This window comes from Terrabacter sp. Ter38 (assembly GCF_024519435.1).
Lineage (GTDB): Bacteria > Actinomycetota > Actinomycetes > Actinomycetales > Dermatophilaceae > Terrabacter.
Genome location: NZ_JALJRZ010000005.1, coordinates 210,620 through 223,104, shown reverse-complemented (window position 1 = coordinate 223,104; position 12,485 = coordinate 210,620). Strand labels below are relative to the sequence as shown.

Here is a 12,485-nt window from a genome sequence, read left to right as displayed (position 1 = left end):
CTCGCGAGGTGGAGCAGCCGCTCCGAGCCCGGATGCGCCCGGTTCTGGGTCTTGGTCGCCATCGCCCTCTCCTCAGATCTTCTGTGGGACGACTTGGAAGTACACGGCTGTGATGACGAAGTTGACGACGAAGAGCAGCATGAACGTGATGACGACGCTCTGGTTCACCGCGTCGCCGACGCCCTTGGGACCACCGCCTGCGTTGAGCCCCTTGTAGGCCGCGACGACGGCCGCGATGGCGCCGAAGATCAGGGCCTTGATCTCCGCGGTCCAGAGGTCGGGCAGCTGGGCCAGCGCCGTGAAGCTCGCGATGTAGGCGCCGGGGGTGCCGCCCTGGACGATGACGTTGAACACGTAGCCGCCGACGACCCCGACGACCGACACGAGCCCGTTGAGCAGGACCGCGACGAGCATCGAGGCGAGCACGCGCGGCACGACGAGGCGCTGGATCGGGCTGATGCCGAGCACCTCCATCGCGTCGATCTCCTCGCGGATCTTGCGCGAGCCGAGGTCGGCGCAGATGGCCGAGCCGCCCGCGCCCGCGATGAGCAGGGCCGTGACGATGGGGCTGGCCTCGCGCAGCACGGCGAGGACGCTTGCGGCGCCGGTGTAGGACTGGGCGCCGAGCTGACGGGTCAGGGTGCCGAGCTGGAGGGCGATGACCGCGCCGAAGGGGATGGAGACGAGGGCGGTCGGCAGGATGGTGACGCTCGCGATGAACCACGCCTGCTGGATGAACTCCTTGACCTGGAAGGGGCGCTTCGGCAGGGCCCGGAACACGTCGAGGGTGAGCGCGAAGAGCGATCCGGACTGACGCAGGGCGCCCGTGAGGGGTGCGGCCACGTCAGCTCACCCCCGCCCGGACACCGGGGATGCCGGCGTTGCGCGACTCGAAGGACCCCGGTGGCGGGGTGATGCCGTTGTCCCGGCACCAGCCGCCGGCGGGTCGCTCGGCGCGACGCGGCGTGCCGTCGCTCGTCGGGAGCTGGAGCGCGATCGGCGGCAGCGGCGGCAGCTCCTGACCGGACTCGGCGGCCAGCTCGTCGGCGTCCTTCTCCTCCGACATGCCGATCGGGCCGATCGTCTGCGCGTTGAGGAACTGCCGCACGACGGGCTCCTCCGAGCTGAGCAGCATCTCGCGCGGCCCGAACATCGCGAGGTGCTTGTGGTAGAGCAGGCCGATGTTGTCGGGCACCGTGCGAGCCGTGTTGATGTCGTGGGTGACGATGAGGAACGTCGCGTCGATCTGCGCGTTGAGGTCGACGAAGAGCTGGTTGATGTAGCTCGTGCGCACCGGGTCGAGCCCGGAGTCCGGCTCGTCGATGAGAAGGATCTCGGGGTCCAGCACGAGCGCCCGGGCCAGCCCGGCGCGCTTGCGCATACCGCCGGAGATCTCTCCCGGGAGCTTGCCCTCGGCACCGGAGAGACCGACGAGGTCCATCTTCTCGGTCACGATGCGCTTGATCTCGGCCTCGGTCTTCTTCGTGTGCTCGCGCAGCGGGAAGGCGACGTTGTCGTAGAGGGTCATCGAGCCGAACAGGGCGCCGTCCTGGAAGAGGACGCCGAAGAGCTTGCGCACCTCGTAGAGGTCGGCCTCGCGCAGACGGGTCAGGTCACGTCCGTTGATGACGATCGACCCGGCATCCGGCTTGAGCAGGCCGACGAGCGTCTTGAGGAAGACGGACTTGCCGGTGCCCGAAGGCCCGAGCATGACCGAGATCTCCCCCGCGGGAAGCGTGAGGGTCACGTCCCGCCAGATCGTCTGCGAACCGAAGGTCTTGGTCAGACCTTGCACCGCGATCTCCACACCCATGTGGCATCCACCTATGTCTTCCTGGCCGTCTCGACTCGGCTACGGGGGAAACGAGGGCGCGGGGCGGAAGTTACGCGTCAGTCGGGTTCTCCCGGTCAGGCGGCTCCCCCGCGGCTAACCTGTGCGAGTCATGGGGAGCCAGGAGGATGCATGCGCGCAGAACTGCGGCCGTCGCAGGTCGCACCGGGGGCTGTCCTCGAGGTCGAGGGCAGCACGTACCGCGTGGTCGGGTCCGTCCGGTTCGACCTCGGCGGCACCCGGTGGGGCGAGCACTGCATCACCTCGTCGGGTCCACGGGAGTGGCTCTCGCTCCAGCCGCGCGGCGCCGGGTGCGTCATCCACTGGCGGACCCGGGACGACCTCTTCGGCGACCCGGACCACGGGGGCATGAGTCTCGACGGCCGCGCCTGGACGCTGCTGGAGGCGGGGTCGCTCACCTACACGGCCGAGGGCGACACAGGTCTCGGCGTCCGGGGCACGTGCGAGTTCGTCGAGTTCGTCGCGACGGACTCACCCGATGCCGTGCTCGTCTACGAGAGCTTCGACGGCGGCATGTGGGAGATCAGCGTCGGCCGCCTCGCCGATCCGGCACTCGTGCGCTGCTACCGCGAGGTCTCCGGCGACTGACCTCGGTCGAGCGTGGCCGTGACGTCGTGGGTCACGGAGTCCCCGTCGACGCGCACGGTGACCGCGGTGACGCAGTCGCCCCCTTCGACGGCCACGAGACGGGCGAGCACGTCGGCGATGCGGTCGAAGGTCTCGGGGCTGGGCACCGGTGCCTGGCCGTCGGCGTTGCCCGACAGCCCGGTCAGTCGGTGGTCTGCGTCCATGGTCAGGGCAGCGGTCATCCGCTGGACCGGCGCACCCCGCTGCTCCTCGACGCCGCGGCGCAGGGTCGTCGCCAGCTCCTCGAGCAGCCCGTCGAGCAGCCCGTCGAGCACCGCGGGGGGCGTATGCCGCCCGCTCGCCGCGGCATCCGACGTGACCGGACGGGCCGGCGGGGTCGGCTCGGTGGCCGGCTCGGTGGCCGGCTCGGTGGCCGGCTCGGTGGCCGGCTCTGTCGTCGTGCGCGGGGCGTGGCCCTCGCTGAGGAAGCCGATCGCGGCGAACTGGATCTTGGCGAAGTCGACCTCGGCGTCGCGGGCCAGTGAGTTGTCGATGACGTAGGCGAGGTTGACGGCGAGGTCGACCATCCCCGGGTGCAGCTGCTGGCCGACGAAGCGCGCACACAGCAGCAGGGCGTGCACGCGGACCATCGTCCGGCCCTTGCGGTCCTGCACCTGCTGCTCCGGCTCGACACGCCGCAGGTCGAAGCCGTCGCGGGGGTAGAAGTGGAGCGGGCGTTCGAGGACGAGCAGAGAGTAGTCCGGCCGGTCGGAGCCGGGCATCAGCCGGTACAGCTCGCCGTTGAGCGGCAGCTGCCACTCCAGCTCGGGCGGAGCGGTGTCGAAGCGCGTCACGCACACGAGCGGCCCGTAGCGTCCCGTCGGGCTCGAGGCGTCGGTCGTCGGGGTCGACGGCGCCGTCGGGGTCGAGAGGGTCGCCGCCCCGAGAGAGCCGGGTGCCGCAGCAGTGCCGGGCTCGACGGCGGCGCGGTGCACTTCGGCGGGGCTGTGCGGTTCAGCGGGCACCGCGGGCGCGGCGGCGTCGACGGGGGGCGCCTGCCGGGCAGCGGTGTCCGCACCGTCGTCAGCAGCGGGCCTGAAGGTGCGCGACAGCCATCCCATGCGGGCAAACCTACCGGGGCCCATCGGCGGATCGCGGGACGGCATACGCCATCTCCTCGGCCGGGGACGCGCGTGGCTGCCGGTCGTGGTTACGGTGGAGCGGTGACGACAGTGAGCAAGGACGCTCCCGACCTGCGCGCCCTCGAGGGGCTCGCCGAGTCCCTGACGGCCGGTGCGTTGCTGACCGACCCCGACAGTGTCTCGGCGTACCGCTTCGACTACACGGCTGACGCCGGAGCCGGTATGCCGCTCGCCGTGGTCCGCGCGACGAGCGCGGCCGACGTCCAGGCCACGGTGCGCTGGGCCGGGGAGCACGAGGTCGCCGTCGTGCCCCGCGGGGCCGGTAGCGGGCTCTCGGGGGGCTCGAACGCCGTCGACGGCTGCATCGTGCTGAGCCTCGAGCGGATGCGCGCCGTCGAGATCGACCCGACCACGCGGACGGCGGTCGTGGAGGCCGGGGCCCTCAACGTCGAGGTCAAGCGCGCGGCCGCCGAGCACGGGCTCTGGTATCCGCCCGACCCGTCGTCCTTCGAGATCTGCTCGATCGGCGGGAACGTCGCGACGAACGCGGGCGGGCTGTGCTGCGTCAAGTACGGCGTGACGACCGACTACGTGCTCGGCCTCGACGTCGTCCTCGCCGACGGGACGCTCGTGCACCTCGGTGGCCAGCGCGTCAAGGACACCGCAGGCCTCTCGCTCGTCAAGCTCTTCGTCGGCAGCGAGGGGACCCTGGGCGTCGTGACCCGAGCGACGCTGCGGCTCGTCCCGGCTCAGGCGCCGCCCGCCACCCTCGTGGCCACGTTCGACACCGTCGAGGACGCGGCCCGGGTCGTCGTCGCCATCGGCAACACCCTCCGCGCGTCGATGATGGAGCTCATGGACCAGGTGTCGGTCAACGCCGTCGAGGACCACCGCAGCATGGGCCTCGACCGCCAGGCCGGTGCGATGCTCCTCGCGCAGTCCGACGCCCCCGGCGCGGCCCGCGGCGAGGAGATCGCCGTGATGGAGCGGCTGTGCCGGGACGGCGGCGCACGCGAGTGCTTCACGACCACGGATGCCGCCGAGGGCGAGCTGTTCGTCGCGGCCCGCAGGGCCGCCATCGTGGCCATCGAGCGGCGAGGCGCGATCATGCTCGAAGACGTCGGCGTGCCGGTGCCGCGGCTCCCCGACCTGCTGACCGGCATCGCCGACATCGCGCGCCGTCACGGCCTCGAGATCCCCGTCGTGGCCCACGCCGGCGATGGCAACACGCACCCTGTGATCGTCTATCCGGCAGGCGAGGCGGATGCCGCTTCCCGTGCGGCACAGGCCTTCTCGGAGGTCATGAGCCTCGCCATAGGGCTCGGCGGGACCATCACGGGCGAGCACGGAGTCGGCCGCCTCAAACGGGCGGCCCTGCCCGAGCAGCTCGGGCCCGACGTCATGGCCCTCACCCACCGCATCAAGAACGCCCTCGACCCGCAGGGCATCCTCAACCCCGGAGCTGGATTCTGATGACCGCGACCCCGCCCGTGACGACCCGCCGCGCGATCGCCGACCGGCACCTCTTCGGTCCCGGCCCGTGCAACCCCTACCCCGAGGCGACCCTCGCTCTGGCGGCGCCTCTGCTCGGACACCTCGACCCCGACTTCCTCGCGATCATGGACGAGACCTGCGACCTGCTCCGCTACGTCTGGGGCACCGACAACCGCCGCACCCTCCCGCTCTCGGCGACCGGCTCAGCGGGCATGGAGGCCGCGTTCGTCAACACCGTCTCCCCCGGCGACGTCGTCGTCGTGGCCGTCAACGGGCTGTTCGGGGAGCGCATGGTCGACGTCGCGAGCCGCCACGGCGCCGAGGTGGTCCGCGTCGACCACGAGTGGGGCACGCCCGTCGACGCCGCGCGCGTCGCTGCCGCCCATCCCTCGCCGAAGATCATCGCCGCGGTCCATGCGGAGACGTCCACCGGCGTCCGGTCCGACATCGCCGCGCTCGGCGCGGTCAAGGGGGACGCCCTGCTGCTCGTCGACGCCGTGACGAGCATCGGCGGCATCGAGCTGCGCGCCGACGACTGGGGCATCGACATCGGATACGCGGGCACCCAGAAGTGCCTCGGCGTCGCCCCCGGCCTCGCTCCCTTCACCATCAGCGACCGTGCCTTCGAGCGGCGCGTCGAGAAGCCGTCGTCCTGGTACCTCGACCTCGGTCTGCTCGGCGGCTACGTCGGTGAGGCCTCCGGCTCCGGCAAGCGCACCTACCACCACACGGCCCCGACCGCGATGGTCGCGGGCCTCCACGCCGGCCTCCAGCGCATCGCCGAGGAGGGCCTCGAGAAGGTCTGGGACCGCCACGCCGAGGCCGGCCGCCTCCTGCAGGACGGCCTCCAGGAGATGGGCCTGTCGCTCTTCGCCGCCGAGGGTGCCCGCCTCCCCGAGCTGACGACCGTCCGCGTCCCCGACGGCGTCGACTCGGCCGCCGTCCGCGCCCGCCTCCTCGAGCGCCACAACCTCGAGATCGGCGCCGGTGTGGGCGAGTTCGCCGCCACCGTCTGGCGCATCGGCCTGATGGGCCACAACGCGCGCCCCGACCGCGTCGCGCTCGTCCTCGCCGCCCTGAAGGACGCCCTCGCTCACGCCGCCTGACGCCAGCCCCTCCCCCGTTCGAGGTATGCCGGAGCGCCCAGAGCATCACCTCGACCCACCCGGTGCGGGGCGTCGACGAGGGCGCGGGGCGTGACGGTGGTCGCGGCATCGGCGGCGGCCACACGGCATACGCAAGCGGCGGGTGGGCTGGGACGGCCGCCGACGCTCCACGCCGCGAGCGCCGTCGCACCCCGCGACCGCGCCACCAGGGACAGCGAAAGGCGGGCCCGACCAGAGGTCGGACCCGCCTTGCGGTACAGCAGTGATCCCGGCTGAGCCGGGTCAGATCACTTGAGCTCGACGGTGGCGCCGGCGCCCTCGAGCTGCTCCTTGGCCTTCTCGGCCGCAGCCTTGTCGACACCCTCGAGGACGGGCTTGGGGGCGCCGTCAACGAGGTCCTTGGCCTCCTTGAGGCCGAGGCTCGTGAGCGCGCGGACCTCCTTGATGACCTGGATCTTCTTCTCGCCCGCGGCGGTGAGAACGACGTCGAACGAGTCCTTCTCCTCCTCCTCGACGGCGGCAGCGCCGCCACCGGCAGCGGCGGCAACCGCGGCAACGGGGGCAGCAGCGGTGACCTCGAAGGTCTCCTCGAACTGCTTCACGAACTCGGAGAGCTCGATGAGGGTCATCTCCTTGAAAGCGTCAAGGAGCTCGTCGGTGCTGAGCTTCGCCATGGTGGCTTCCTTCCTAGATATTGCCGTGAGTGGCGTGTTGTTGAATCGAGCTGCTGCGCAGGAGCGCAATCAGCTCTCGTCGCCACCCTCGGCGACGTCGGTGGTTGCCTCGGCGACCGGAGCGGCCTCCGTGGCGGGACCCTGCGCCTCGACCTTCTGACGCAGGGCGTCGACCACGCGGGCCGTCTGCGACAGAGGAGCGACGAAGAGGTAGGCGGCCTTGTTGAGGGAGCCCTTCATGGCGCCCGCAAGCTTGGCCAGGAGAACCTCGCGGGACTCGAGGTCCGCGAGCTTCGTGATCTCCTCGGGGGACAAGGTCTTGCCGTCGAGGACGCCAGCCTTGATCACGAGGAGGGGGTGTGCCTTGGCGAAGTCACGCAGACCCTTGGCCGCCTCGACCGGGTCACCGGTGATGAAGGCGATGGCCGACGGGCCCTGGAGGTGACCGTCGAAGGCCGTGATACCGGCCTCCTTGGCGGCGCGCTCCGTGAGCGTGTTCTTGACCACGGCGTAGGTGGCGTGTTCCCGGATCGAGGTGCGCAGCTGCGAGAGCTGGGCCACGGTCAGACCGCGGTACTCGGTGAGAACGGCCGCACCGGACTCACGGAACTTGTCCGCGATCTCGGCAATGGCAGCCGTCTTCTCGGAGTTCGCCATCTGGGCCTCCTTCCCTTGCGTGGTGCCGCCTGTCGAAGGGGCCCGGAGGGCCTGCACGAAAAGAGCCCCGGCGCAGGGCGCTCGGGGCTCGGTGCGGCATACTCGACGTATGCCGTGAGGCTGAGTGTCCTGCGCTGGCTGCCCGCATCGTGCGGGACCTTCGGGAGATCGTGGTTGCCCACGTCCTCCAACCGGCGGTCATTGGTCGTGCACCAGAGTACGGGCCTGACCGCTGAGGACCAAATCGAGCCCGGGCCCGTCGGCGGGTCCGACGCACGATCCCCCACCACACCGGGTACGTGACCTAGCGTGATCCCCATGGCGAGTGGCAGCGCAGTCCGCCGCCCGACCCCGTCAGAGCGGCAGGCGACCCGCCGCCGCCGGACGTGGGCGGGTCTGGCCGTCGTGCTGTGCGTGACCGCCGACCTCTGGATCGTGACGTCGGCCGGCGCCGACGAGCCGGTCGCCGAGGGCGCCGTCTCACGCGCCGCGCGGGTCTCCGTCACGGCAGGGACGGCACCTGCGGTCCCCCTCGACCAGGTCGAGCGGATACCCGAGGCTGCGACCGACTCGCAGGTCGACGGCTCCGCCTCGACCAGCGCGACGGGCACCACGGGCTCGACGAGATCGGACGACGCGACGGCCGCGGGGAAGAACGACGGCAAGGACGACAAGGGCGCGGTCATCCAGGCCGGCTCCGGCCGGTTCACGGTCGTGGCGATGCCCGCGGCCGCCCTGCGCCCGGCCCCCACGAGCGGCCGCACGGTGCGCTACACCGTGGAGCTCGAGGGTGGTCTCGACATCAAGGCCGCGGACCTCGCCACGACGGTGGGGAGCGTGCTGACCGACCCGCGGGGCTGGCAGGCGAAGGACGGCGTCCGCTTCGTCAACGTCTCCCCCGCCGCGGCCGCCAAGGGAGCCGCGGTCGACCTGCGCATCACCCTCGCGAGCCCCGACACGACCGACCGGCTCTGCGCACCGCTGCAGACCCGAGGCCAGGTCAGCTGCCACAACTCCGGACGGGTCGTGCTCAACCTGCGCCGGTGGGTCCTCGGCGCGGAGGCCTATGGCAGCGACACCGCCGGCTACCGCACCTATCTCGTCAACCACGAGGTCGGTCACGGCATCGGGCACGCGCACGCCTACTGCGGCGGGCCGGGCAAGGCGGCTCCGGTCATGATGCAGCAGACCTACGGCCTCAAGGGCTGCACGGCGTGGCCCTGGCCGACGCCCAAGCCGGCCTGACCCCCTTCGTCGCGGCCGGCACACGCCCTCTCCCCTCGTGACGAGGCCGCGGTCGGCTCCGCTGACGGCGTCGGCCCGGACGAGCCCGCCGAGGAGGTTGACCGCGCCGCTGGTCCACGTTCGTGTGGTGATGCGCCGATGCTGTTTCACGCACCGGCCGGCTCCTGGGACGCAGGTGAGGTCGGCCCCGTCGGGACCGACCTCACCGCTCTCGTGGGTCTCGTCGTCAGGTCAGCGCGGGTGGACGACCATGGCCGAGCCGCCGCCACGACGCGTCGTCTCCGCGGCGGCCTCGAACAGGCCCCCGCGCAGGCTGCGGATCGCCGTCGCGGCACCGATCTCGTTGGGCGTGCCGGCCGAGGCGAGCGCGTGGCCCATCGCCGTCAGTGCGGCGCCCGTGGGACCACTGAGGATCGCCGGCTCCGCGCCCTCGCTGGAACCGTTGCGCGAGCTGAGGCGCGGCGCCGCGATCGCGTCGACGAGCGACAGGTCGCGGTCGAGGTAGCCGAGGATCGTCTGCGACACCGACGTGATGATCGTGGCGCCGCCAGGCGAACCCACCGCGAGGAAGGGCCTGCCGCCGTCGAGCAGGATCGTCGGGCTCATCGAGGACCGCGGACGCTTGCCGGGGCCCGGAAGGTTCGGGTCCGGGACGCCCTTGGTCAGCGGCGTGAAGTTGAAGTCGGTGAGCTCGTTGTTGAGCAGGAACCCGTACCCGGGGACCGTGATGCCGGAGCCACCGGTCTGCTCGATGGTGAGGGTGTAGGACGCGACGTTGCCCCAGCGGTCGGTGGCCGTCAGGTGCGTCGTCGACTGCCCCTCGTAGGGCTCGCTCTGCACGACCGTGCCGGGCGCGCAGGGGGTGTAGGCACCGTCGGGCGAGCCGAACGGGATCGGACGAGGCTGGGCCCTCTTCGGGTCGAAGAGGCAGGCGCGCTCCGCGGCGAAGGCCGGATCGGTCAGCTCCTTGACCGGCACGCCCGGGACGTCACCGACCCAGCGGTTGCGGTCGGCGAAGGCCGTCGCCGACGCCTCCGAGAACCGGTGCAGGTAGTCGACGTCCGACAGGTCGGACGTCGAGACGCCGGTGCGGTCCTCGTAGGCCTGGACGAGGTTGAGGATCTCGGCCACCGCGATACCGCCCGAGCTCGGGACCGGCATGCCGTAGACGTCGTAGCCCTTGTACTGCGAGTGGATCGGCGCCTTCGTCAGCGCGCGGTACGCGGCGAGGTCGCGCGTCGTCATCTGCCCACCCATGACCGAGGAACCCGCCTTGGTGTGCGGCGCCCGGGCCTCTGCGACGATCGCCCGTCCGAGCGCGCCGGCATACAGCGCCCCCGTGCCCTGGGTGCGCAGCGTCCGGTACGCCTTCGCCATGTCGGGGTTGGTGAAGACGGAACCGACGGCCGGAGCCTGACCGCCTCGCAGGAAGACCTTCGCCGTCTCGGGGAACACGGAGAAGCGGTCGGCGTTCTGGACGGTCTGGTCGTGGAACGTCTGGTCGACGACGAAGCCCTTGGCGGCGAGCCGCTCGGCCGGCTTGAGCGCCGCGTTGAGCGACAACGTGCCGTAGTCGCGCAACGCCTTGGCCCACAGGGCGGGTGTGCCGGGCACGCCGATCGACAGCCCCGAGTTCACGACGGTGTTGAAGACCATGGGCGAACCGTCGGGGTTGCGGAAGGTGTTCTCCGTGAAGGTCGCGGGCGCCGTCTCGCGGCCATCGACGGTCGAGACCTTCCGGCTGCGAGCGTCGTAGTAGACGAGGAAGCCACCGCCGCCGATGCCGGCGCTGTAGGGCTCCGTGACGCCGAGGGCCGCAGCCGTCGCGACAGCGGCGTCGGCCGCGTTGCCACCCCGGGCCAGCACGTCGATGCCGACCTGCGAGGCATCGCGGTCGACGGAGCTGACGGCGCCTCCGGAGCCGGTCATGACGGGGACCTTGGGCAAGGTGGTGGGCCGGCCGTGCCAGCCACGGTCGGACGCAGCCGCGGCTGGAGCCGCCGCCGGCTGCGCGCCGGCCGTGGCCGGCAACAGGGACAGAGGGAGCCCGACGACGAGAGCGCCGAGGACCCATCGGGAACGTGTCGTGGTGCATGCGCTGTGACGACTCATCTTTCGACCGTACCCGCGCAAACGCCCCAGATCGCGCCGAGAACCCCGCCGATCCGAGGCCCGAGACAGGCGTGACCACAGGGCCAGTCGACGGGACCAGGCGCTCACTCGAGTGGAGGTGGGGCTCGAAGCGAGTGGCGTCGGCGACGGGAGCGACCCCACACCGCTCCTGACCGTCGGTGCAGGGAGCGACCCAACCGGCGTGCAACAGCTGGTGGCGCTGCGCCCAGACGACGAGAGCCCGCCACCCACGAGGGGTGACGGGCTCTCGAACTGCTGGGTCAGGCGATCAGGCCTGCTCCTCCTCGGCGAGGAGGTTGCGCGTCTTGGAGAAGTCGAGCGGGATGCCCGGGCCCATCGTCGTGGAGACGGTGGCCTTCTCGATGTAGCGGCCCTTGGAGCTGGCCGGCTTCAGACGCAGGATCTCCTCGAGGGCAGCGGCGTAGTTCTCGACGAGCTTCGTCTCGTCGAAGGAGGCCTTGCCGATGATGAAGTGGAGGTTCGCGTGCTTGTCGACGCGGAACTCGATCTTGCCGCCCTTGATGTCGGCGACGGCCTTGGCGACGTCCATCGTCACGGTGCCGGTCTTCGGGTTCGGCATGAGACCACGCGGGCCGAGGACCTTGCCGAGACGACCGACCTTGCCCATGAGGTCAGGCGTGGCGACGACGGCGTCGAAGTCGAGCCAGCCGCCCTGGACCTTCTCGAGCAGGTCGTCGGAGCCGACGTGGTCGGCGCCGGCCTCACGGGCGGCCTCGGCCTTGTCGCCGTTGGCGAAGACGAGGACGCGGGCGGTCTTGCCCGTGCCGTGCGGCAGGTTGACCGTGCCGCGGACGGCCTGGTCGGCCTTGCGGGGGTCGACGCCGAGGCGCATGGCGACCTCGACCGTCTCGTCGTACTTGGCCTTGGCGGTCTGCTTGGCGACGCGGACGGCCTCGAGCGGGGCGTAGACCTTGCCGGGCGTGACGAGCTCGGCGGCTGCGCGGTAGTTCTTGCTGCGCTTCATGACTGCTCCTGCTTTCTTCGTGGAGTCGTGGTGCGACCGTGCGCTGGTCTCCCACGGGGCCTCACGGCCGTATGCCGTGTGGCCCGGTTCGGGGTGGCCCGCCCTCATGTGGAGGGCGGGCGTCCCGAGGTCTGGTGGACCGAGCTCCTCAGAGCTCGGTGTCGATGCCCATCGAGCGGGCGGTGCCGGCGATGATGCGCGCCGCCATCTCCTCGTCGTGGGCGTTGAGGTCTTCCATCTTCTGACGGGCGATCTCGAGGACCTGGTCGCGCGAGAGCTTGGCGACCTTGGTCTTGTGCGGCTCGCCCGAGCCCTTGGCGACGCCGGCGGCCTTCTTGATGAGCTCGGCGGCCGGCGGGGTCTTCGTCACGAAGGTGAACGAGCGGTCCTCGTAGACCGTGATCTCGACCGGGATGACGTTGCCGCGCTGGGACTCCGTCGCGGCGTTGTACGCCTTGACGAACTCCATGATGTTGACGCCGTGCTGACCGAGGGCGGGGCCGACGGGCGGGGCGGGGGTGGCCTGACCGGCCTGGATCTGCAGCTTGATGAAGCCGGAGACCTTCTTCTTGGGGGGCATGGGTGCCTACCTTCTGTGTTGCTGGGCCGACGCCTTGGGCGATGACCCGG

The 12,485-nt window shown here is 71.3% G+C and carries 12 protein-coding genes; 4 read left to right on the top strand and 8 right to left on the bottom strand.

Annotated elements, in window-relative coordinates:
- Window positions 1-72: 72 nt before the first annotated feature.
- A complete protein-coding gene (locus NR112_RS12770) occupies window positions 73-843 on the bottom strand; it encodes an ABC transporter permease (RefSeq protein WP_256794699.1) in 771 nt (256 codons plus the stop codon).
- A 1-nt stretch (window position 844) separates the two neighbouring features.
- On the bottom strand, window positions 845-1,813 hold the full coding sequence (locus NR112_RS12765) for an ABC transporter ATP-binding protein (RefSeq protein WP_256794698.1): 969 nt from the start codon (window positions 1,811-1,813) through the stop codon (window positions 845-847).
- Window positions 1,814-1,963: 150 nt separating this feature from the next.
- Between NR112_RS12765 and NR112_RS12760 the strand changes: the two genes are divergently transcribed.
- Window positions 1,964-2,440 (top strand): DUF4178 domain-containing protein, encoded by a 477-nt coding sequence (locus NR112_RS12760; RefSeq protein WP_256794697.1) that lies wholly within the window; start codon window positions 1,964-1,966, stop codon window positions 2,438-2,440.
- Here the strand turns inward: NR112_RS12760 and NR112_RS12755 are convergent.
- Window positions 2,416-3,540, bottom strand: a complete 1,125-nt coding sequence (locus tag NR112_RS12755; protein ID WP_256794696.1) for a hypothetical protein — start codon at window positions 3,538-3,540, stop codon at window positions 2,416-2,418. The genes NR112_RS12760 and NR112_RS12755 overlap by 25 nt on opposite strands.
- A 102-nt stretch (window positions 3,541-3,642) precedes the next feature.
- On the opposite strand from NR112_RS12755, the gene NR112_RS12750 reads away from it, so the two are divergent.
- Window positions 3,643-5,034, top strand: coding sequence for an FAD-linked oxidase C-terminal domain-containing protein (locus NR112_RS12750; protein ID WP_308336969.1), 1,392 nt, complete (start codon window positions 3,643-3,645; stop codon window positions 5,032-5,034).
- Window positions 5,034-6,161: an alanine--glyoxylate aminotransferase family protein gene (locus NR112_RS12745; RefSeq protein WP_256794695.1), complete on the top strand. Its 1,128-nt coding sequence runs from the start codon at window positions 5,034-5,036 to the stop codon at window positions 6,159-6,161. The genes NR112_RS12750 and NR112_RS12745 overlap by 1 nt, the downstream gene beginning before the upstream one ends.
- 287 nt (window positions 6,162-6,448) lie before the next feature.
- On the opposite strand, the gene rplL is transcribed toward NR112_RS12745, so the two are convergent.
- A complete protein-coding gene (gene rplL / locus NR112_RS12740) occupies window positions 6,449-6,835 on the bottom strand; it encodes a 50S ribosomal protein L7/L12 (RefSeq protein ID WP_020143277.1) in 387 nt (128 codons plus the stop codon).
- A gap of 69 nt (window positions 6,836-6,904) precedes the next feature.
- Window positions 6,905-7,492, bottom strand: a complete 588-nt coding sequence (gene rplJ, locus NR112_RS12735) for a 50S ribosomal protein L10 (protein WP_256794694.1) — start codon at window positions 7,490-7,492, stop codon at window positions 6,905-6,907.
- 318 nt (window positions 7,493-7,810) lie between these two features.
- Between rplJ and NR112_RS12730 the strand changes: the two genes are divergently transcribed.
- Window positions 7,811-8,737: a DUF3152 domain-containing protein gene (locus NR112_RS12730; RefSeq protein ID WP_256794693.1), complete on the top strand. Its 927-nt coding sequence runs from the start codon at window positions 7,811-7,813 to the stop codon at window positions 8,735-8,737.
- A 231-nt stretch (window positions 8,738-8,968) separates the two neighbouring features.
- Here NR112_RS12730 and ggt read toward each other — a convergent pair whose 3' ends face one another.
- From ggt to rplK, 3 genes are all read right to left on the bottom strand, one after another.
- On the bottom strand, window positions 8,969-10,849 hold the full coding sequence (gene ggt, locus NR112_RS12725) for a gamma-glutamyltransferase (RefSeq protein ID WP_374512317.1): 1,881 nt from the start codon (window positions 10,847-10,849) through the stop codon (window positions 8,969-8,971).
- A 289-nt stretch (window positions 10,850-11,138) separates the two neighbouring features.
- The gene (gene rplA, locus NR112_RS12720; protein WP_256794692.1) at window positions 11,139-11,855 is read right to left on the bottom strand and encodes a 50S ribosomal protein L1; all 717 of its coding nucleotides are present in this window, start codon (window positions 11,853-11,855) and stop codon (window positions 11,139-11,141) included.
- A 148-nt stretch (window positions 11,856-12,003) separates the two neighbouring features.
- A complete protein-coding gene (gene rplK, locus NR112_RS12715) occupies window positions 12,004-12,435 on the bottom strand; it encodes a 50S ribosomal protein L11 (RefSeq protein ID WP_147066061.1) in 432 nt (143 codons plus the stop codon).
- Window positions 12,436-12,485: the final 50 nt, after the last annotated feature.

What these genes read in the sequence shown, in the direction of transcription:
- NR112_RS12765 (WP_256794698.1), bottom strand. Translation starts at nt 1,813, where the DNA reads ATGGGTGTGGAGATCGCGGTGCAAGGTCTGACCAAGACCTTCGGTTCG.
- NR112_RS12760 (WP_256794697.1), top strand. Translation starts at nt 1,964, where the DNA reads ATGCGCGCAGAACTGCGGCCGTCGCAGGTCGCACCGGGGGCTGTCCTC.
- NR112_RS12755 (WP_256794696.1), bottom strand. Translation starts at nt 3,540, where the DNA reads ATGGGATGGCTGTCGCGCACCTTCAGGCCCGCTGCTGACGACGGTGCG.
- NR112_RS12745 (WP_256794695.1), top strand. Translation starts at nt 5,034, where the DNA reads ATGACCGCGACCCCGCCCGTGACGACCCGCCGCGCGATCGCCGACCGG.
- rplL (WP_020143277.1), bottom strand. Translation starts at nt 6,835, where the DNA reads ATGGCGAAGCTCAGCACCGACGAGCTCCTTGACGCTTTCAAGGAGATG.
- rplJ (WP_256794694.1), bottom strand. Translation starts at nt 7,492, where the DNA reads ATGGCGAACTCCGAGAAGACGGCTGCCATTGCCGAGATCGCGGACAAG.
- NR112_RS12730 (WP_256794693.1), top strand. Translation starts at nt 7,811, where the DNA reads ATGGCGAGTGGCAGCGCAGTCCGCCGCCCGACCCCGTCAGAGCGGCAG.
- ggt (WP_374512317.1), bottom strand. Translation starts at nt 10,849, where the DNA reads ATGAGTCGTCACAGCGCATGCACCACGACACGTTCCCGATGGGTCCTC.
- rplA (WP_256794692.1), bottom strand. Translation starts at nt 11,855, where the DNA reads ATGAAGCGCAGCAAGAACTACCGCGCAGCCGCCGAGCTCGTCACGCCC.
- rplK (WP_147066061.1), bottom strand. Translation starts at nt 12,435, where the DNA reads ATGCCCCCCAAGAAGAAGGTCTCCGGCTTCATCAAGCTGCAGATCCAG.